At 63.3% G+C, this 19,650-nt stretch carries 16 protein-coding genes; 10 read left to right on the top strand and 6 right to left on the bottom strand.

Going from position 1 to position 19,650, the window contains the following annotated elements:
• Nucleotides 1-3: 3 nt before the first annotated feature.
• Genes bcsZ through AC1DMG_RS08890 form a run of 8 tightly spaced genes read left to right on the top strand, consistent with a single transcriptional unit; the run spans nt 4 to nt 12,093 of the window.
• Nucleotides 4-1,167, top strand: a complete 1,164-nt coding sequence (gene bcsZ, locus AC1DMG_RS08925) for a cellulose synthase complex periplasmic endoglucanase BcsZ (protein WP_477178207.1) — start codon at nt 4-6, stop codon at nt 1,165-1,167.
• A complete protein-coding gene (locus AC1DMG_RS08920; RefSeq protein WP_477180423.1) occupies nt 1,149-4,952 on the top strand; it encodes a cellulose synthase subunit BcsC-related outer membrane protein in 3,804 nt (1,267 codons plus the stop codon). Before bcsZ ends, AC1DMG_RS08920 begins: the two co-directional genes overlap by 19 nt.
• 31 nt (nt 4,953-4,983) lie before the next feature.
• Nucleotides 4,984-6,741: a cellulose biosynthesis protein BcsE gene (gene bcsE, locus AC1DMG_RS08915; protein WP_477178205.1), complete on the top strand. Its 1,758-nt coding sequence runs from the start codon at nt 4,984-4,986 to the stop codon at nt 6,739-6,741.
• Nucleotides 6,742-6,748: 7 nt separating this feature from the next.
• Nucleotides 6,749-6,949 (top strand): hypothetical protein, encoded by a 201-nt coding sequence (locus AC1DMG_RS08910; RefSeq protein WP_477180422.1) that lies wholly within the window; start codon nt 6,749-6,751, stop codon nt 6,947-6,949.
• Entirely contained in the window at nt 6,946-7,740 is a 795-nt protein-coding gene (gene bcsQ / locus AC1DMG_RS08905; RefSeq protein WP_477178204.1) for a cellulose biosynthesis protein BcsQ, read from the top strand. Before AC1DMG_RS08910 ends, bcsQ begins: the two co-directional genes overlap by 4 nt.
• Nucleotides 7,737-10,304: a UDP-forming cellulose synthase catalytic subunit gene (gene bcsA / locus AC1DMG_RS08900; RefSeq protein ID WP_477180421.1), complete on the top strand. Its 2,568-nt coding sequence runs from the start codon at nt 7,737-7,739 to the stop codon at nt 10,302-10,304. The genes bcsQ and bcsA overlap by 4 nt, the downstream gene beginning before the upstream one ends.
• A gap of 11 nt (nt 10,305-10,315) precedes the next feature.
• Nucleotides 10,316-11,899: a cellulose biosynthesis protein BcsG gene (gene bcsG / locus AC1DMG_RS08895; RefSeq protein ID WP_477180420.1), complete on the top strand. Its 1,584-nt coding sequence runs from the start codon at nt 10,316-10,318 to the stop codon at nt 11,897-11,899.
• Nucleotides 11,899-12,093: a hypothetical protein gene (locus AC1DMG_RS08890; protein WP_046970283.1), complete on the top strand. Its 195-nt coding sequence runs from the start codon at nt 11,899-11,901 to the stop codon at nt 12,091-12,093. Before bcsG ends, AC1DMG_RS08890 begins: the two co-directional genes overlap by 1 nt.
• A 2-nt stretch (nt 12,094-12,095) precedes the next feature.
• On the opposite strand, the gene AC1DMG_RS08885 is transcribed toward AC1DMG_RS08890, so the two are convergent.
• On the bottom strand, nt 12,096-13,847 hold the full coding sequence (locus tag AC1DMG_RS08885; RefSeq protein ID WP_477178201.1) for a GGDEF domain-containing protein: 1,752 nt from the start codon (nt 13,845-13,847) through the stop codon (nt 12,096-12,098).
• Between the two features lie 28 nt (nt 13,848-13,875).
• On the opposite strand from AC1DMG_RS08885, the gene AC1DMG_RS08880 reads away from it, so the two are divergent.
• Both AC1DMG_RS08880 and AC1DMG_RS08875 read left to right on the top strand, forming a co-directional pair.
• Nucleotides 13,876-14,415: a hypothetical protein gene (locus AC1DMG_RS08880; protein ID WP_477180419.1), complete on the top strand. Its 540-nt coding sequence runs from the start codon at nt 13,876-13,878 to the stop codon at nt 14,413-14,415.
• A 12-nt stretch (nt 14,416-14,427) separates the two neighbouring features.
• Nucleotides 14,428-14,766: a hypothetical protein gene (locus AC1DMG_RS08875; protein WP_477178200.1), complete on the top strand. Its 339-nt coding sequence runs from the start codon at nt 14,428-14,430 to the stop codon at nt 14,764-14,766.
• Between the two features lie 7 nt (nt 14,767-14,773).
• On the opposite strand, the gene AC1DMG_RS08870 is transcribed toward AC1DMG_RS08875, so the two are convergent.
• From AC1DMG_RS08870 to AC1DMG_RS08850, 5 genes are all read right to left on the bottom strand, one after another.
• Entirely contained in the window at nt 14,774-15,541 is a 768-nt protein-coding gene (locus AC1DMG_RS08870; protein ID WP_477178199.1) for a bestrophin-like domain, read from the bottom strand.
• 244 nt (nt 15,542-15,785) lie between these two features.
• Nucleotides 15,786-16,952 (bottom strand): acyltransferase family protein, encoded by a 1,167-nt coding sequence (locus AC1DMG_RS08865; protein WP_477178198.1) that lies wholly within the window; start codon nt 16,950-16,952, stop codon nt 15,786-15,788.
• Between the two features lie 104 nt (nt 16,953-17,056).
• Nucleotides 17,057-17,785 carry a LytR/AlgR family response regulator transcription factor gene (locus AC1DMG_RS08860; protein ID WP_477178197.1) on the bottom strand — a complete coding sequence of 243 codons (729 nt, stop codon included), beginning with the start codon at nt 17,783-17,785 and terminating at the stop codon, nt 17,057-17,059.
• A gap of 8 nt (nt 17,786-17,793) precedes the next feature.
• Nucleotides 17,794-18,900, bottom strand: coding sequence for a sensor histidine kinase (locus AC1DMG_RS08855; RefSeq protein WP_477180418.1), 1,107 nt, complete (start codon nt 18,898-18,900; stop codon nt 17,794-17,796).
• A 157-nt stretch (nt 18,901-19,057) separates the two neighbouring features.
• On the bottom strand, nt 19,058-19,636 hold the full coding sequence (locus AC1DMG_RS08850; RefSeq protein ID WP_477180417.1) for a hypothetical protein: 579 nt from the start codon (nt 19,634-19,636) through the stop codon (nt 19,058-19,060).
• Nucleotides 19,637-19,650: the final 14 nt, after the last annotated feature.

Below are 19,650 nucleotides of genomic sequence, written 5' to 3'. Positions count from 1 at the left end.
TCCATGCGCCGCGCCTCGATTCCGTTGCTACGCGCGCTGCTGGTGGTCGGCGTGACCTTCGCCTCCAGCCATGTACAGGCTGCATCCTGCGCATGGCCGGACTGGGAGCACTTCAAGCAGGGCACGCTCAGTGCCGACGGCCGCGTGGTCGATGCAAGCACGCCCGAACAGGTCACCGTGTCCGAGGGGCAGGCGTATGCGCTGTTCTTCGCGCTGGTGGCGAATGATCGGGCAACGTTTGATCGCGTGCTCAACTGGACCCAGAACAACCTCGCGCAAGGCGATCTGACCAGGCATCTGCCGGCCTGGCAGTGGGGGCGCCAAACAAAGAAGGATGCCGCCCAGGTCTGGGGCGTGCTCGACGGCAATGCAGCCTCCGATGCCGATATCTGGATCGCCTATACGCTGCTCGAAGCGGGGCGCCTGTGGCACGAGCGCAGCTATACAGCGTTGGGTACGGTGCTGGCTCAGGCCATCGTGGCGAAGGAAACGGCGGTGTTGCCAGGACTCGGCCGCACCGTATTGCCCGGTCCCGCGGGTTTTCATCCGCAGGACGACGTGTGGCGACTCAATCCCAGTTATGTCCCGCTGCAGGTGATGCGCCATCTGGTGAGTGCGTTGCCGCAGCAAACGGAATGGAAGGCCATCCTCGACAGCTCGACCAGGCTGGTCACCGGCACGGCGCCGCATGGCTTCTCCCCCGATTGGGTGATGTACAAGCGCGACCAGGGCTTTGTCGCAGATCCGGCCAGCAAGGCTGAAAGCGCGTACAACGCGATACGTGTGTATCTGTGGGCCGGACTGCTGGCGCCGGATGCGCCGGAGCGTGCCGCGGTGCTCGACACGTTCCGCCCGCTGGCTGAATTCGTCGCCGCGCATGGTTTTCCGCCTGAGCGCGTGGACACGCAAACCGGCGTCGCAGCCAGCAACGAAGGCAATGCCGGTTTTTCCGCCGCGGTGGCGCCGTATCTCGCTGCTCTTGGCCGCAACGAGCTCGCGCAAGCGCAGGTGCAACGCACGCGCACACTCGCCGCGCAGTCGCCGCTTGGCTATTACAGCCAGGTGCTGACCTTGTTCGGTCTTGGCCATCTCGATGGCTTGTACCGCTTCGATGCGAACGGCGCAGTCGTTCCTGCCTGGACCTCGACGTGTCCCGCAGCGCACTGAATCATTTGTTCGCACCTGCCATCGCGCTGCTGGTTGCCGGTGGCGCCATGCCGTCGCTGGCGTTGGCGCAGACCACGGCGGGCGCACCCAGTCCGGCGATGAAACAGCTGCTCGATTCAGCGCGCGTATGGCAGGCCAAGAATCGTCCGGATATGGCGCGCGGCATCGTGGAGAAAGCCCTGCTGGTCGATCCCGCCCAGCCGGACGCGCTGGCCTTGATGGGGCAGATCGAGCTCAGCTCCAATCGACCTGCTGAAGCGGCAAAGATGYTGCAGCGGCTGCAGGCGCTTTATCCCAGGCATCCGGCCACGCTCGAATTGGCGGATGCCTATCGTCTTGCGACCACCGACAAGACCGCGCTGGCGAAGGCGCGCCTGGCGATGCACGCCGGCCAGTCGCAAGAAGCGTGGCAGCAGATGCAGGCGCTGTTTCCGCGCGGTGCGCCCAATGGATCGCTGGCTGGCGATTACTATCGCGCGATGTCCGCGGCAGGCCAGCGCGACAAGGCCTTGAATGAACTGCGCGAACGTGTGCGGCAGGATCCCGATGATCTGGGCCTGGCCATGACGCTGGCAGACATGCTGACCGATCGCGCGTCGACGCGACTGGAAGGCCTGGACATCATCTATCGCCTCTACCAGCGGCAGGATGCCAACCGTCCGCAAGCCCTGGAACTGTGGCGACGCGCGCTCAACAGTGCCGGCAGCGATGATCCCGCGTACTACGTGTGGTATCAGCGCTACCTCAAGGAAGTGCCCAACGACGACAGCGCCAAGGCAGCGCTCGCTGCGCTGGCCAAGAAGGGCGGCGCCAGCTACGTGCCGCCGCCGAAGGGTGCAGCGCCGTCCAGCGAAACGTCGACGACGTCCTCTGCACCGGTGCGCTCCTCCACCTCTCGCCAAGGCGAAGCGGTTGGTGAGCAAGGCCTGGCCAAGATGCGCGAAGGCAAGCACGACGAAGCGCGTGCCTTGTTCGCGCGAGCGCTTCAGCTCGATCCGGACAACGCCGGCAAATGGCGCAGCCTGATGGCCACGGCGACGTTCTGGGGCACCCTGTCCAAGGCGCGTGCGGCCAACGATCAGGGGCACCCGGAGCAGGGCGAAACCCTCGCCCGCGAGGCGCTGCGCCAGCAGCCCAACCAGAGCGATGCCAAGAAGGTGCTGGCGACCTCGCTGATCGCGCAAGAGAAATGGGCTCAAGCCGAGGCAGTGCTGCGCCCGATGGTGGAGGCGGAGCAGCCGGACGTCGATGCGCTGGAATTGTTGGCCAAGGTGTTGATCGCCACGCATCGCACGCAAGAGCTCACGCCACTCATCGCGCAGGTGGAGCAGCGCTATAACGGTTCCAGCGACGCCATGATCACCCTGCGCGCGCAACTGCTGTCCATCGAAGCGGATCAGCTGATTGCCGACGGTAAAAGCGGCGCAGCCGTATTGAAGCTGGAAGATGCTGTACGCCTGACGCCCAAGAATGCCTGGCTGCGCTACACGCTGGCCCGCCAATATCGCGACCTGGGTCTGCCCGCCTTGGGTCGTTCGGTGATGGAAGACGGCCTGCGCGTGGCGCCCGCACCCGACATGCGCTACGCCAGCGCGCTCTATCTCAATTCGCTTGACGATATCGACACCGCCAGCAGCGTGCTTGCCCAGGTGCCAGCGAGCGAGCGTTCCGACGGCATGCGCGAACTCGCGGCCAACCTCAAGGCGCAACGAGACCYGCGCGAAGTACATCAGCTTGAAGCTCAAGGTCGTCAAGAGGAGGCGCGAGCGCTGCTGGACCGGATTGCGCTGTACGTGCGCCATGATCCTCAAATGCTCGCGAGCGTCGGACGAGAGTGGATCAGCCTGGGCGAGCCCGACAAAGGCTTGAAGTTGGTGCACGATTGGCTGGATGCGCACCCTAACGATCCCGCCGTCGGCGTGCGCCTGCGTTATGGCGAGCTGCTTGGTGCAGCCAATCGTGACGAGGAGTGGCGCAGGTGGATTGCCGATGCGCGATCACGCCCCGGAGTCACGCCCGAACAGCAGGCGCAGTTCGACGACCAGCTGCTGCGCTTGTCCATGCGCAAGGCCGCGCGGCAGATCGATGCAGGCGATCTCGCGGGAGCCGACCGCACGCTGGACGACGTACCCGAACACAGCAAGCAGGAAAAGCGCTGGCTGCTTGCCCAGGCCGATTTACGCGAGGCCCATCGCGATTATCGCGGCGCGCAAGCTTATGCCCGCAAAGTCTTGGTGGATTATCCTGGCGATGCCGACGCGCGACTCACCATCGCGCGCATGGAAGAGCGCATGGGGCATCGCAAGGCCGCGTTGGCCATGGTCGACGAGGTGCTGGCCGATACCCCGCCGGACGATGTCGATACGCGTCTGGCCATCGCGCGCCGTTACACCGCCCTGGGCCGCAACGAGCAGGCGCGCGCCGTGGTCGATCCCTTGCGGCAGCCGTATACCGATCGCTCCGATGTCACCCTGCAGTCGGGTCGCATTGAACAGTCGCAAGGTCACTACGACGAAGCAGCCCAGCTGTACCGCACGGCGTTGACGCAGGAGCAGGCCGAGGGCGAAACCCCCAGCCCGGACGACGGACTCACCTCGGCGCAGCGTGCCTTGCAGGGTCTGGACGATCGCCGGCAGGGGCAGGTGGCCACCGGTGTGCTGCAGTCCAATGAATCGGGCAGCAGCGGCATGTCGCGCCTGGATGCCACGGAAATTCCGGTTTACCTGCGTCTTCCAGATGGCTATACAGGGCACTACTTTTTCCATGCCGACACGGTCCTGCTCAATGCTGGCACCTTGCCGGCGGACCGGTTCGATCCTGCCTTCGAGTTCGGCAAGATCGCCGCGCTTGGCAATGCCGGGCTGCGCCCCCTGGATCAGACCGACAAGGGTGTCGCGCTGGCGGCCGGCTACGACTTCAACGGTGCGAGCAACAGCTGGCGCGCCGACATCGGCAGTACGCCGATCGGTTTCACCGTCAACAGCATCCTCGGCGGATTTCTCTATCGCCACGATTTCTACGATGCATCGGTGACGCTGGATGTGTCGCGCCGTCCGGTGACCAGCAGCCTGGTGTCGTATGCCGGAGCGCGCGATCCGGTTACCGGCGAGGCCTGGGGCGGCGTGGTGCGCAGCGGTTTCACCGTGCGCGGCGCACAGGATCTGGGCCGCACGACGCTGTTCGCATCCGTTGGCTTTGGCGTGCTCACCGGCGAGAACACCGAGACCAACCATGAGTTCAAAGTACGGACCGGCATCGACGTGCCGGTCTACGTGGGCGTCGATCAACAGTTTTCCAGCGGCCTGGTGATCAACTACTGGCACTACGCCAACAACCAGCATTTCTACACCTTCGGCAACGGCGGCTATTACAGCCCCGGCCGCTATTTTTCGGCCTCCATCCCGTTGGATTGGACCGGTCGTTACAGGCGCTGGTCATGGGAGTTGGAGGCCTCGGTCGGGAACTCTTCCACCAACGAGGAGGAGGCGCCGTACTTCCCCACGCGCCCGGATCTCCAACAGCAGGCGGTGGCCCGCATGGCTGCCGCGGATGTGGGCTCGCCGTATTTCGGCACCGGTTCGGGCGGCGGCTTCAGCTATACGGTGGCAGCGGCGCTGGAATACCGGCTCACGCCGCACTGGGTGATCGGCACGCGCTTCAAGCTCGATCGTTCACGCGATTACGCGCCCAACCTTGGCACGATTTACCTGCGTTACTTCTTCGACCAGCAACGGCTGCCCGTGCCGTTCCCGCCCAACCCCGTCAAACCGTATTCCACGTACTGACGGGATCACCTTGCCGCTAGGGACGAGAGTCGTGACGAACCTGCCTCCATCGCCTTACGAATCGACCGATCGAGCGACGCCACGTGCGTTGCTGCGACTGAATCAGTCGCTGGCCATCGAAGGCCTGCCGTCGTCGTTGTCGGCGCTGGCGACCGGGCAGGTGTACGCGGTGTACGCCAGTCGCTCGCCGGCACGCGACGCGCTGTTCTGGAAGACCGCGGCGCATGCGCTGCTCACGCCGGTGACCGTGCTTTCCACGCGGTCGGCGGAGGATGTCGCGCAGGCACTGCACCAGCACGGCATGGATATCGACCACCCGGGTGCGGTGCATCCCAAGTCCAATGTGTGCAGTCTGAAGATCCCGCCGAACCGCGACGGTTGCGACGTGCTGATGGAATCCTTGCAGGCGCTGTCCGCGCAATGTGCGACGCCCGCAAGCCAGTTTCTGGTCGAAGGCGTGGCGACCTGTTTTGCCTGGCAGGATCGGGCGGCGCTGATCCGGCAGGGTGCTGCACTGGCAGGCTGGTGCGCACAGACGCGGCACACCGTGCTGCTGGTGATGTTGCCGCCGCTGGTGGAGCAGAGCGGTGACTTCCGGCCGCTCACGGATTTCCAGATCCAGTTCGCGGGCGCCGCGCAACTGGTGCATGTGCAAGGCGAGTTTCGTTGGGAGGTGGCGTTCTGGCGCGACAATCGCGGGGCACTATCGGCCAGCGAATCCATTCCGCTGCGCTTTTCGGCCAATGATCACCGCTTGATCGCGGTGCCGGACGATCCCGCCAGCGGCGAAGTGGCCGGCATGCTCGCACCCGATGAGAGCGTGGTGATGGTGGCCCAGGGCACGGTGGCGCGCGAGCGGGTGGTGCCCAAGGGTTGGCAGGTGTTGCCGGACAATGAGGCGTTGGTATCGGCGGCCAGTCGGGCGGTGGCGGCCACGGTGATCCTGCACTACGGCATCAACGAAAGCGTCGCTTCGTTGGCCAGGCAGGTGAACTACCTGCGCCGCCAATGCGGCAAGGCACTGAAGATCCTGATCCGCGAAGACAACGTCAGTATCCGCTACGAGTTGCTGATGCTGACGTTGGGCGCCAACGCCATCATTGCGCGCAGCATGCCGATGGCGCAGGTCGAAATCGCGGTGGATGGCGTGCAAGGGCAGCTGTTCTCGCGCCCCGTGCCGGACGACTACCTCGGCGCGCTTTCGGCGGCGATGCGCGATTCCACCACCGGCTACGTGCCGGCGCAGCGCTTTATCCAATTGGTGCGCGAGGCAGTGGAGCGCAGTCGCCCGATACGCCTGCCCAACGTCTTGCTGCGGCTGCCGCTGGAGCCGGACGTGGCCGGCATCGATGCGCTGCAGGCCTGCCGCATCCGTCGCACCGGCGATCTGTGCACGGCCAGCGGCGACAGTCTGTATCTGTTCTTTTTTGCCTGCCACGTGGAGAACGCTGGCGAGGCCATGGAGAAGGTGTTCGAGCGGCCGCTATCGGAGCTGTTTCGCGGCGAGCTGCGCTGCGGTGACCGCGAAACCATTATTTCCACGCTCAATGGTCTCGCAGAGGAAATCGCCGAACTGCCGCCGCCCGATTACACCGGCCTGGTCGCACCTCCCGAACCGATCGCCTCGCCTGCGCCACCGGTCGCCGAATCGTCGGCAGAGAGCGTCATGACCGAGGCGGCACCGTCCGGACTTCCCTTGCTCGGCAGCGTGGAGGCGATCAACGCGGCGGCCGCCACCATGCGCCGTCCACCACGTCCTGCATCGCTGCCGCTGAAGGCAGGGAGGTGAGACGCGCATGAGCACCTTCCTGGGGTACTTCATCTTGGGCCTGATACTGGCTGCGCCGCTATGGTGGCTGTCCTGGCGTTTCCGGCTGGGCTCCTTGTGGTCGCGCACCCAGTCCTTGCTTCGTCGGCGCAAGATCCAATTGCCGCCGCCGCTGGAAGGCCTGGTCATACTCGGCAAGCGCCAGGGCGGCKCGGGAAAGAAGGCATGAAGACGATTGCCATCATCGCCTCCGTTGGTGGTGCAGGACGCACCATGCTCACCGCGTCGCTGGCAGGCTTGCTGTCGGAACGCCGGCACGCGGTACTGGCGGTGGAATGTGATCCGCGCAATGTGCTCACGTTCTATTGCGGCTTGCGTACGCCGGCCCAGCGTGGACTCCACTCGCAGGTGCTTGCGAGCAACGATGACTGGAGCGATGCAGCGCTGCAGACGGACGACGGCGTGCTTTGGCTGCCCTGGGGTGGCGCGCGTGGCGATGCTGCACTCGCCTCGAGCGCGGCGATGTCTGCGGCCCTGCACGAGCAGCCTGCCTGGTTGCGCGATCTGCTGGCTCGGGTGGATCTGCCCGGCCACGGCGTGACCCTCATCGATACGCCGGCGTGGCCTTCCGTTTACGCCGCGCAAGCCATGGCGGCGGCCGACCTGGTGATGGTGGTCCTGCCACCCGCACCGCTGGCCTGCGCCACGCTGCCGCGCCTGCGCAGTGAACTGAAGTCACTCGGCAAGGAAACGGTGTACGTGGCCAATGGCGTGTCGCCGGCCTCGCAATTGCACACCGACATACTCGCCTTGTTGCGCGACACGTTGGGCTCGTCACTTTCTACCTACCGCGTGCATGCCGACAGCGGCATTCCCGACGCGCTTGCCCGCAACGAGAGCTTCGTGCACAGCGCACCGCATTCGCAGGCAGCGCACGATATGCAGGGCCTGGCGACCTGGCTGTCGAGCTGGGTTCGACGCGCCTACCAGCCTGGCACGGCGGCGGGAGGTTCGGCATGAGCACGCCGGGCGCCACTTCGGTCCTGTCGCGTTTGCGCCGCACGCTGGCGCAGCAGCTTGGCGTAGATGCCGAGGCAGGCCGCGGTACGTGGTTGCTGCGGCTGGTGTTTCGTCAGCCCACGCCGGGCCAACGCGATTGGCCTGCCTGGTGGGCCGAGCGACTGGCACGGCGACTGCGCGTCGAGCTCGCTGTCGCTGAAGGCGAGGGCATGGGCACGTGGCTCAAACGGATCTTCTTCCGTCCCCATCGCCGTCGCGTGCGCTTGTCCGCCAATCTGCGCAGCGCGCGGCATCATCGCGGCGCACGTCGTCGTTCGATGTTGCTGGGCCGCCTCGGTCATTGGCTGGCGCCGGTGCATGGCATCGCGGGCCGGGCAGGGCATGCGGTGACTTCAAAGCTTCCGTCGGTGCCGTGGGCCCGCATTGGCGAGCGCGTGAATCATTGGTCGTCCGGACTGGATCGCGTGCCTCATCTCAAGCCGGTGATCCTGCTGCTCGCCCTGATGGTGGCCGTGGGGTTCTGGACCACGCCCTTGCCCATCGCCGACCAGTTCCGCCTGTTTGTCGCGGTGCTGGTGGTGATGGTCCTGGCGCGGCGGATCCCAGGTCGCTGGCCGACCATGCTGATGGTGTCGCTGTCGATCCTGATGACGGGACGCTACATGTGGTGGCGCGTCACGCAGACGCTCAACTTCGCCACGCCGGTCGAGGCCTTGTTCGGCTATCTGTTATTTGCGGCGGAAATCTATACATGGATCGTGCTGTTCTTCGGCTACATCCAGACCGCGTGGCCGTTGAACCGCCAGCCCAAGCCGCTGCCCGACGACACCGACAGCTGGCCCACGGTGGATGTGTATATCCCCACCTACAACGAGCCGCTTTCCGTGGTGAGTCCTGCGGTGCTCGCCGCCAAGAGCATGGACTGGCCGCACGACAAGCTGCGCGTCTACCTGCTCGATGACGGCAGCCGCGAGCAATTCCATCGCTTTGCCAACGAGGTTGGGGTGGGCTACCTCACCCGTGAAGAACATCGCTACGCCAAGGCCGGCAACATCAATCACGCGCTGTCCATGACCAGCGGCGAATTCATCGCCATCTTCGACTGCGACCATATCCCCACGCGCTCCTTCCTGCAGACCACCATGGGCGAGTTCATCGCCGACCCCAAGTGCGCGATGGTGCAGACGCCGCACCACTTCTTTTCGCCCGATCCGTTCGAGCGCAACTACGACACTTTCATGCGCATCCCCAACGAGGGTAGCCTGTTCTACGGCTTGATCCAGGACGGCAACGATTTCTGGAATGCCACCTTCTTCTGCGGATCGTGCGCAGTGATTCGCCGAGCTCCATTGATGGAAGTCGGCGGCATCGCCATTGAAACCGTCACGGAGGACGCGCACACCTCACTCAAGATGCATCGTCGCGGCTACCGCACGGCCTATCTGCGCATCGTGCAGGCGGCGGGTTTGGCCACGGAGAGCCTGTCCGGACATATCGGCCAACGCATTCGCTGGGCACGCGGCATGGCGCAGATCTTTCGCATCGATAACCCATGGTTGCGCAAAGGCCTCACGTTCTTCCAGCGCATCTGCTACAGCAACGCCATGCTGCATTTCTTCTACGGCATTCCGCGGCTGATTTTCCTGTGCATGCCAGGCGCCTTTCTGTTCTTTGGCCTGCACGTCTTTGCTGCGGATGCGCTGTCGGTGATGGCTTATGTGTTGCCCTACCTGTTCGTCTCGGGCATGGCCAACTCGCGCATCCAGGGCCAGTACCGCCATTCGTTCTGGGCCGAGGTCTACGAGTCGGTATTGGCCTGGTACACGGTGTTGCCTACCACGGTGGCCTTCATCAATCCGAAGAAGGGCAAGTTCAATGTAACGGCCAAGGGCGGCCTGATCGAGCAGGAGTATCTCGACTGGGCCACCTCCAAGCCTTACGTGTGGTTGTTGGCGCTCAACTTGTGCGCCCTGGTGGCAGGCATCGTGCGCATCTTCACCACCCAGCGCGACGAGCCGGCGACCGTGCTGATGAACATGGTGTGGGCCTTGTTCAACGTGGCGATGCTGGGCGCCGCCGTGGGCGTGGCGAAAGAGGCTCGGCAAGTGCGCGTATCCCATCACGTGCCGCTGGTCGTGCCCGCAACCCTGGTACTGCCCGACGGCAAGACCATCGCCTGCCGTACGGAAAATTATTCGACCGGCGGCCTGGGCATCATCCTGCCCGAGCCCATGGAACTGGATCGCGGCAGCCCGCTGGGCGTGGCGCTATCGCGTGGYGATATCGACTACTACTTCCCCGCAGTGGTGGCGCGCAACAGCGGTCTACACCTCGGCATGAAGTTCGAGGAGTGGTCGTATGAGAAGGAGACGCAACTGATCCAGTGCACATTTGGTCGTGCGGATGCCTGGGTGCGCTGGGAAGAAGAACTGGTGCCCGATGCGCCGTTGCACAGCTTTGTCGAAGTGATCGAGATGGGTTACCAGGGCGTGCTTCGCTTGTTCGATGCCTGCCTGGATGCCGTCGAGGCTGCCGTCGTGCGTCGGCCGCGCCGGTCGGGCTAATGGAGTAAGGCATGGGCATCTGGAATCTTTATTTCATCGCCACGCTCTACCTGGCCGCGGTAGGCAGCATCCAGCCGGTCTGGTGGCTCAACCTGCTGTTTGCGCTGGCGCTACTCGTGCCGCTGCAGCAGCGCTGGCAGCGCGTGACCAGGCAAGTGCTGGCCGTGCTGGCGGGCGCGGCCTTGCTGTACGACGAATCCACGCTGCCGCCGATCGGTTACGTGCTCAAGCAGATACYGGCGCTGGCCTCGTTCTCGCCGACGTACATGATGGAGCTGGCCCGCCGCCTGTTCAAACCGGCCATGGTTTACATTCCGATACTGGTGCTGGTGATCTACGCCATCGTCAACCGCTGGGTGCGCGTGACCACCTTCGTATTGTTGGCACTCGTGGTCTTTCCGCTATGGCAGGGCATGGGCACGCTGATCGCCAAGTCCAACGGCGGGCCGACCTATGCGGTCAATCCGCGTGCCGACGCGGATGCGGCGAACGCCGGTACGGACAGTTCCACCGGCAGCTATGACCAGCAACTGGCTGCGTTCCATCATACGGAAAAGAGCCGGCGCGTTGCGTTCTTCCCGATGAGCACCGACGCTACCGCGCAATTTGACATCATCATCATCCACATCTGCTCGCTGTCCTGGGACGACCTGGACGTGGCCAACATGCGTGACAACCCGCTGTTCGGCAAATTCGACTACGTCTTCAAGAAATTCAGCAGCGCGGCGAGCTATAGCGGACCCGCCGCGATTCGGCTTTTTCGTGCCTCGTGTGGACAGGACGCACATCAGGAGCTGTATAGCGCCGCTCCCCAGGAATGCCATGTGTTTGCCGATCTGGCGGCGGCTGGCTATGACGTCGAGTACCTGATGAATCACAACGGCCGTTTCGACGATTTCCGCGGCATCGTGGAGCGCGAGATTGGCCGTCCGGGCATCCAGCCGCAATCGATCGAGGGCCTGCCGCCGTTCATGCGGGAATTCGATGGATCGTCCCTGGTCGACGATTACGACGCGCTCGCGAAGTGGTATCAGGATCGCGCGACCAGGGGCGGCGGCCCGGTGGCGCTCTATTACAACACCGTGAGCATGCACGACGGCAACCGCCTGCCCAACAGCAATCTCACCAGCCTGCAGTCGTATCCCATCCGCCTGACCCGGCTGCTTGGCGATATCGATCGGCTGACCGACTTGATCGCCCACTCGGGTCGCAAAGCCGTGGTGATTTTCGTGCCTGAGCATGGGGCCGCCCTGCGCGGTGATGCGGGGCAGATTTCCGGCCTGCGCGAAATTCCCACGCCGCGCATCATCGATGTGCCGGTGGGCGTGAAACTGATCGGTCTGCCGGCCGGCAAAGAGCCGCCGGGCCACGCCATTTCCATCGATACGCCGACCAGCTACCTCGCCCTCGCGCAGCTGATGTCGAACCTGGTGGCGAACAGCCCGTTCAAGGCCGATGCGCCGGCATTGCAGCAGTACGCGCATGATCTGCCGCAGACCCGCATGGTGGGCGAGAACGAAAACACCGTCACCATGGACACGGCCAACGGTTATGTGATTCACACGCCGGACGGTGTCTGGATGGAGGGCAAGTAATGGCCGCGCCACGCGATCCGCATGCCAGGATGAAGCCGAGCGACATCGAGACCTATGCCAGCTATGTCGAGGGCGTGGATCCGGCGCGGTATTACGACAGCCAGGCCAAAGACGTGTGGCTGGCCGCGCTCAAGCGATGGCCCTTGCTGGCGGCGGTGCTGTACGCGGACGATCCATCGACCGGGCCGCGTTGAGCTCAGCCTGGATCCGTTTCGATGCGATCGCGTCCGTTGGACTTCGCGCGGTAGAGCAGGGCGTCGGCCTCGCGCAGCAATGCGTCCACTTGCAGCCGGGCCCCGGCCACGCGCTGTGCAAAGGCGATGCCGATACTGACGGTAAAGCCAAATTGCTGGCCGTCGGTGGCCGTGACGGTCTGCACGCGCAGTTGTTTGCATAGCTTCTCTGCCAGCGCCTGAGCGTGCTGCGCCGCCTGCACGCGCAGCAGTATCACGAACTCCTCGCCGCCGAAGCGCGCCACGATATCGTCCGCACGCACGGTTTCCCGGCACAGCGTGGCCAGCGCCACGAGTGCCTTGTCGCCGCTTTCGTGGCCATAGGTGTCGTTGACGCGCTTGAAGAAATCGATGTCCAGCATCATCAGCGCCACCAGCGGATCGCTGCCGCGTTTGTCGGCCAGCAGAACGCGGGCGCGGCTCTCGAACGCGCGGCGGTTGAGCAGGCCGGTGAGCGGATCGGTTTCGGCCATGGTCTGCAATTCGCGGATCAGGCGATTGCGCTCATGCTCCAGCTGATGGCGCTTGAGATCGTTCTGCTTGAGCACGTTGAGCGCGGCGAACAGATCCTGCACCTCGCTGCCGTAATGCCCACGGGGAATTTCCGCCGCCGTGTCGCCCGACGCCACCGCCAGAATGAACTGCTGCGCCTCCGCAAAGGGACGGATGACCTTCTCGCGGAAGCGCCAGATCATCACTACCAAGAGGGCGGTGAGGGCAACGGCCAAGACGCCGCTGGCGAGCAGGTAGAGCAGGTGCCGGTGCAGGCTCTTGTCGATGGTGTCACTGGCCAAGGTCAGCGCGTCGTCGCGGAACCGGTCGATCGGCGCTACCAGTGGGCCATACTGGTCAGAAAGTTCCATGAGCGTGAACTTGCTGCCCGAGGCAACAGCTGCCTCCTGACGCAGTTGGTTGAGCAGAGCCACTGCGTCGCCGTAGTAGCGGCGCTCGAGTTCGGCATAGTCCTGCAGCAGTTCGGGCGGTAGCACCCGCACGCTCGGCACCAGCAATTGCCGCAGCTGCTCGATCTTGCCCAGGCTGGCAGCGATCTCCAGTGCCTCCTGTTCGGTCAGCGGACGATGCTTCACCAGCGCCGGCGCAAACTGCTGCGCAACCAGGCCGGCTTGTTCCCTCAGCAAGCCCGACAGCCGCGCCACCAGCAGATAGCTTTGCACGTCGGCGTTCTCACGAATCACGCCAGTGGCACCGGTTTGCGCAATCGACGACAAACGGGGGATCACTTTGACGATGCGGTTGAAGCCGTTGACGATCTCTGTGTCGGAGTGGGCGGTATGTTGCATGGCATCCAGTCCCTGCCGCGCCTGCACGAGTTGAGCGCGCACACCATCCCACGCTGGCGCAATCGTTGCGCACTGATCGCAGTCGGGGTCGCGCAGGGCTGCGCCCAATTCGTCCATCTGCCGATCGGTCATTCGCCGCGCAGAATCGAGCACATCGCGCCACTTGGCTGCTTCGGATTCCTCCAGCATGAGTACGGCAACAGCAGGTCGCCGTTCTTTCGACACATCCGCCATGGCGTGCAGCGCAGCCTGGACGACGCTGAATTGTTTCTGCGCCTCGTGAGCATCCCGATAGCCCCGCCACTGCAAGGTGAACTGCCACACCATCACCCCCACCACCATGAGGTAGAGGGTGACGACGATGTAACGGAACCGCCGGTTGACGGATTCGTTGTGCGCTGCCTGTGTTGGCATGGCTCGTGTCGCCGAAAGCAAGAGAACCATGAAGGACGGCAACTGCGCCGGCCTGCCGTGCTGCAACGGTCCGATCTCCCCAGTGAGCGTGGCCCGCTACGCGCGCACAGTCTCAACGGCTGTCCGTGATGGCTTCGTAGGCGCCCAGGACGCCGCACCAGCCGCTTGCATGTGGGTGATATTTAACGCGAAATTCCATGGTCCCGGTCCGCCGGCCCGAAAACGCCGCGGGGTGGGTCGTCCGCCCGATGCCGTTCGGCGCTACATTCCAAGCCGTCTATCCACGCGCTCAAAGGTATCGACCATGGCTCGCGACTTCACACCGGCAGACGCCAAGGCCCATGCGTGCTCCTACATCCTCCTCAGCCTGCTTCAACGCATGGATATGAAAGAGCCCGGCCTGATCGACGAACTGATCGCCGGTGCCGAAGGCGACTTCGCGGCCTCCAGCGAGCAAGGCGAATTGCCACCTGCCGTGCCGATGATTTTCCGCGAAGCCATCGCCATCCTCACCCGTGCAAATGCATACAAGCGAAATATGGCGGTCAGTGCCAACGACGACGTGTAACGTGCGCGGCGCATGAAGCGGCGAACCAAACGACGGATCGTTCGAACGATACTCACGGTTGTCGTCGTCGGTGCCTTGATGGCGGCTGCCTGTTGGCATCGCTCGCATCAACCCGCGGATGCGCCAACGGCCGAAGCGGCGGCGCGTCATGACCGCCAGGTCGCCTCCTGCGAAGCGCAGCTTCGCCCGCGTCTTCAGGGTGAAATCGACGGCTGGCGCCTAGTCGACGAACTGCCGGCAGGGCACGGCAGGCAGTTCACCTTCGCCGCCAACTTCAACTCGAAAACCGCGCTCTACCACTGCGAGGTAGATGACTCCGCCACCGTTCTGGCTGTCGAAGGCCCGCCATGACCAACGCCTAAGCGGCGGGCAGGGACGCCTTCAGCGCCTCCAGGTTTTGCGGGGACACGCGAATAAGCCCGCCGCGCGGACTGTCGATGTCAGCAATGAGCATCAGCGAGATGGCGACCACCAAAGGCAGCACCAACAAGAAGAACGGCTCGGCCGGCCGCCGCCCGCTGCCAACGCCCACCAGCAAGTTGCAGCCGATCGCGATGGCGCCCAACAGCATCCATGCTGCGATGGGTATGCGATTCCACCAGGCCGCCTGCGTATAGCCTTCCGAATTCAACACATCGTTCATGCCTGCCACCACCAGCGCCGTGATCGGCGTGGGCTGCTGGCCAGCCGGTGTGACCACCGCACTCCAAAGCTGCGACTGCAGCTGATTCTTGCGCGCAGTGATGGCGGGCAGCTGGCTGCGATCGGTGGTTTCGTAGAACGTGATGCGATGCTGGAGATAGGTCGCCAGCAACGGCCGCAGCTTCGATGCGTCGGCAGGCGCAAGCAGATCCAGCCGCACGTATTCCGTACCGATCGCGTTCGCCTCCGCTTCTTCGTAGTTCTTGCGCTGGTCGTAACGGCTGATCGCCATGGAAAAACTGAAGCCGATGATCAAGCCGAGCAAGGTGAGCGTGGCACCTTGCACGATATTGAACATCTCGTGCGACTCCCCATCCGCCAGCGGACGGCGCCGGGACCACCATGCGCCCAAGTGCGCGGCGATCCACATGGCAACAAAGGAGATGACGAACACCACCAGCGGATGGTTGATCGCGAAAGTCATGCACTATCCCCGTCAGCAGATCGCGGCTGGCAACCACCGGCCGGCGCGTGGTGGAGATCCTCGCGAAGAAGAAGTGAAGAAAGTGGATAGCGCTACCCGGCGAAGGGGGCGTGATGCTGCTGTAGCTGGCAGAGGTTTGATGGACGGCAGCGGGGTCGGCCAAAAACTACGCCAAAAACGAAGTCAGGTTCACCTCGATCCCGCCTTCGATCTGAGAAGTGAACCTGCCCCTTTTCCTGGTTGCCTACTGCATATCATCACCTGTCGCACGCCGCGCCAGTGCCGGACCAAGGCCAGCACCTCCATCTTGAGCTTTCATTCCGAAGACGAGACGCAGAGCCGTAAACCGCCGGATACATCCCTGGTAAAGGGCAACACACGCGCTGATGCTGAGGACCAGGATCACGAGATACTTTATCCACGGCGTCCACGAGTACGGGATGACGTAGTACCCAATGACGACGATCACCGTCTGATGCAGGATGTAAATGGGGTAGCTGGCCTCTCTCGCCCAGATAAGCAACGGATTTGCGAACGACAGGTAACGATAGCCGTAACCCAGGAAAACCATTATCCAAAGCCAGGTGAAGATGTTGGCTCCGATCCCGTCGGCCGCCGATCCGTGTTGGATAACACCGGTGTTGAATAGCGCTAGCAGAGCAATGAAAGACCCGAGTCCTGCGATTAGCGACCACTTGCGAAATTCAGACAGCCACTTCCAGATGCCGGGCACAGATGCCATGACGTAGCCATAGGCAGTCAGCAGCAAGTAGTGATTGAAAATGTACCAATCGCTGACGAGGTTATGCGTCTCTGGAAACCACGGTTTCAGCAGAGCTTCGTTGATGCCAAGAGGAAGACCCAGCAAACACAACCACGCCCCTGCTGTTGCGCGAGGCTTGACTCGCCGCCACCAGAGCATCGCCGGCAGCAGCAACAGGACGTACGAGTAAAGATAGAGAATGAACCAAAGGTGATGCCAGCTGAAATCTCCCGCTGGATAGGGAATGAACTGCAGCACGCGCGAGGCATAAAACTCCAGGTAGCTCCCGTGCCATTGCCCACGAAGCAGTCGCTCGTAGTAGATCTGCGGCGGTACGACCAGGAACACGCCAACGACCAGGGGCAGAAGCAGCTTGATCGTCCGCTCCTGCAGAAACCTCGCTGTCGTGCGACGTTCAAGCGCGAACCACATGCCGGCGCCGGCAATGACAAACAGCAGCGGCATGCGCAGGCGATGTGCGATGTCCATGGGCCACTCAAGCGAGGGCAGGGTCTGGCGGTTGACGATATGCCAGCCCCAGCCGACGAAGATCATTCCCGTGTGGAAGAAGAACAGCACGAAGATGGCAAGGACTCTCAGCCAGTCCAGAAAATCGTAACGCTGCTTCCAGTCGTCGGTTCTGCGCATGTGTCCAGCCTCCTGTGTTGGCGATAGCAGGAAGACTGATCGACCAGTGATCGACTGACTGCTGATCAGGGGCGAACGGAGATGTGGGTGTGGTGAGCGGTACCTTACCGCCCCATGCGGGCGAACAAGGCTGCTCGGAAACGTCGGCTTAGCCGAAGAGTGCGGCCATTGCGAAGATGGACTTCGTAGTCACCCTTGAAGAGCGGGGTGAGCGATTGGATGCAACCGAGGTTCACCGCCGTCGATCTGTGGATCCGTACGAAGCGCTGCTCTCCCAGCTGGGACAGCAAGTCCTGCAATGTCCTTCGCAACAAGTAAGTGCGGCCCGCGGTATGCACTTGAACATAATTGTCGTCGGCCTCAAGCCATTCGACGGAAGCAGCATCGATCAGCTGGAGCCGTTCGCGATCGGGCACCAGCAATCGCTCGCAAGAGGCGGCTCGTGCTCGTCCCATCGCCACGGCACTAGCGCCGGTCTGATGGGAATGTATCCGCTCCCTGACGCGTTGCAGGGTGCGTGCGAACCTGTCTTGATCATAGGGCTTGAGCAGGTAATCGACGGCATTGAGGTCGAATGCGCTCACCGCATGCTCGTCAAAGGCGGTCACGAAGACAATCAGTGGCGCACTCGATGGTTCGAGCTGCGCCGCCACCTGGAGTCCGGACAAGGTGGGCATCTGGACATCGAGAAACGCCACGTCCGGGCGGCACTGCTCGATGCAGTGCGCCGCTGACAAGCCATCCTCGACGGATCCAACCACGGCCATGTCCGGTTGATCCGCCAACCAGCGTTCGAGCTTCTCTCGAGCCGGCGCTTCGTCGTCGGCAATCATGGCGCGTATCATGGAAGGGCGCCCGTCATGGGGATCAAGACGCGCGCGGCAACGCCGGCGCCCTCGTTGCGAACCAGCAGCGATGCCGAGTTCCCGTAAATGATGCTCAGCCGATCCCGGCAGTTGCGAAAACCAACCCCATCGCGATGCCCTGGAGCCAGCAGGGAGCCGGAGTTGCTCACAACGATTTCGAGAGAGCCGTTTTCGCCTCGTGCACTGATATGGATACGTACCCGCGCCACGGTGCGCTCGACGCCATGTTTGAACACATTTTCAAGCAGCGGTTGCAGCAGTAACGCCGGTACCGGAGCGTCGAGCAGCGTCTCATCGGTTTCCCAGCTCAGCTCCACGCGATCTCTGAATCGCTCGCCCATGATGTTGGCGTATAGCTCGAGCGTGCGAAGTTCTTCTGCAAGCGTGGTCATCTCGCTTTCGGTTGACCGAAGGCTGATGCGCAGCAGGTCTCCGAGCGCTGCCACCAACCGGTCGGCCCGTGYCACGTCGGTATACATCAGGGCAGAGACGGTATTGAGCGCATTGAACAAGAAGTGCGGCCGCAATTGACCCTGAAGCTGGRCAAGCTGCGCCTCGGCCAACGCTTTCTGTGTTTGCAACAAGCGGTGCCGATGGAGTTGCCATTGAGCATAGGAGTCCATGCCAAACAAGATTCCCAGCCACAATCCCGCAAAGATGGTCAGCTTGAAGGTCTCGTACACCACGACAAAGCCCCAGCCGGGGTGCTCGTAGGTGCGGCCCACCAGGGCATACGCGCCGTGTCGTATCGCGTAAACCGCCATCAGCCACGTGATGACGACCAGCGGCAACCATCGCAAATAACAAGCGAACCAGCTCAGGGGCCTGTCCAGATAGGGCGCATAACGCCCACGTACGCGGACTGCCAGCATCATCCACGCGGTCGCGACTAGTGCTGAACTCCCCTCCCATAGGACGGGCTCCCACCACCGGATAAGCGGGCTACGGAGCGCGTCCTGGAGGGAGACGCTGATCATGAGCAGCCAGAACGCTGCCCACAATGCTGCCAAGGTTTTCGGAGCAAACGTCGCGTTATAGCCGCTGTGGTTGGACGCCGAGGGAAGGGGCGGAAGTACGTTCATGCGATCGAGTGTAGCCACACCAGTGGCGACGAACGTGGTCTATGTGGCGAGCGGGGCCCGTGCGGGGTGAAGCGGACATGGGCGAGTCATGGAGAGTCGCTCTGCCGACACCTTGATGTCGCCGTGTGCATTGTGACCCCGGCTCTGGCGGCCGTTTTCAGTGCGCGCCAGGGCCGGTGGCATCCGCGGGCATCGACGACTTAGCCGCCGCGCGCTGAGGCGTATCGAGCGGACACCAGGTCTTGAGCCGCTTGCCCTCACGGTACAAATCAATGCATTCACGCATCTCCGCCTTGAAGGCCAGATCAGGCGTGTTGATGGGGCAGCCGCTCGACAGCGGTTCGCCTGCTTTGTATTCGTCGATACAGCTGGAGAGAGGCGGCGTCCTGGGGGGATTCGGATTGTCGGCCAATGGCGCTGGCGGCAGGTTCAGGCGCTCGTCGCGATTCATGGACGAAGCGGGCGGAGGAGGTGAGCCGCAGAGCAGGTTGGTAGCAGTGCTGCTCTTGGTGGGATCGCAGACGCTCTTGGCAACTTCCTTGATCACATCGCCGATATGACGGCCGACTGCACCACCGGCGGTCTCGTTCGGCGGCGGGAAGTATTTTTCGAAACGCGTGGCCTTGTAGTGCATGTGGTTGGTGTCGTGCTGCATGATCTGGCGATCGTCGGCAGGCTTGGACGGCTCGGGGGTTGCGGTTGTCGAAGCAGCATCGGTTGTGGATGGCAGATGCACGGAGCCATCCATCC

Source organism: Dyella sp. 01N36 (assembly GCF_056399745.1).
This window is presented reverse-complemented; position numbering and strand designations above follow the sequence as displayed.

Excerpts from the sequence above, each read along its gene's own strand:
- bcsZ (WP_477178207.1), top strand. The coding sequence starts at position 4 with ATGCGCCGCGCCTCGATTCCGTTGCTACGCGCGCTGCTGGTGGTCGGC.
- bcsQ (WP_477178204.1), top strand. The coding sequence starts at position 6,946 with ATGAAGACGATTGCCATCATCGCCTCCGTTGGTGGTGCAGGACGCACC.
- AC1DMG_RS08890 (WP_046970283.1), top strand. The coding sequence starts at position 11,899 with ATGGCCGCGCCACGCGATCCGCATGCCAGGATGAAGCCGAGCGACATC.
- AC1DMG_RS08885 (WP_477178201.1), bottom strand. The coding sequence starts at position 13,847 with ATGCCAACACAGGCAGCGCACAACGAATCCGTCAACCGGCGGTTCCGT.
- AC1DMG_RS08880 (WP_477180419.1), top strand. The coding sequence starts at position 13,876 with ATGAAGGACGGCAACTGCGCCGGCCTGCCGTGCTGCAACGGTCCGATC.
- AC1DMG_RS08875 (WP_477178200.1), top strand. The coding sequence starts at position 14,428 with ATGAAGCGGCGAACCAAACGACGGATCGTTCGAACGATACTCACGGTT.
- AC1DMG_RS08870 (WP_477178199.1), bottom strand. The coding sequence starts at position 15,541 with ATGACTTTCGCGATCAACCATCCGCTGGTGGTGTTCGTCATCTCCTTT.
- AC1DMG_RS08865 (WP_477178198.1), bottom strand. The coding sequence starts at position 16,952 with ATGCGCAGAACCGACGACTGGAAGCAGCGTTACGATTTTCTGGACTGG.
- AC1DMG_RS08860 (WP_477178197.1), bottom strand. The coding sequence starts at position 17,785 with ATGATTGCCGACGACGAAGCGCCGGCTCGAGAGAAGCTCGAACGCTGG.